Source organism: Citrobacter sp. TBCS-14 (assembly GCF_005280805.1).
GTDB classification, from domain to species: domain Bacteria; phylum Pseudomonadota; class Gammaproteobacteria; order Enterobacterales; family Enterobacteriaceae; genus Citrobacter; species Citrobacter gillenii.
The window spans coordinates 1-211 of record NZ_SZWM01000203.1 but is presented as its reverse complement, the minus strand read 5'-3'; the positions used below and the strand labels follow the sequence as shown (position 1 = coordinate 211).

The following is a 211-nucleotide window of genomic DNA, read 5'->3' as shown; positions in this document are numbered from 1 at the left end:
GAGACTCTCTTCATAACTGAGTGCAAACTCTTCCAGGTCGCGTCTGACGGCCCTTGTGAGTTCCTCCACCTCGGTTCGGGTTAACTCCCCGGTCTGCATAACTCGCTGACGCGCCTGCTCCACCAACGCATCGATATCGCGTTCGCCGTTACGCAGACGTTCGCTGAGTGACGTCACCAGTTCACGGTAATATTGAGCAACCTTGTTCATC

The 211-nt window shown here is 55.0% G+C and carries 1 pseudogene; it reads right to left on the bottom strand.

Annotation, left to right across the window (positions count from 1 at the left end):
• Positions 1 to 210, bottom strand: a pseudogene (locus FDX22_RS12120) (hypothetical protein); the annotation flags it as partial.
• Between the last annotated feature and the right edge of the window lies 1 nt (position 211).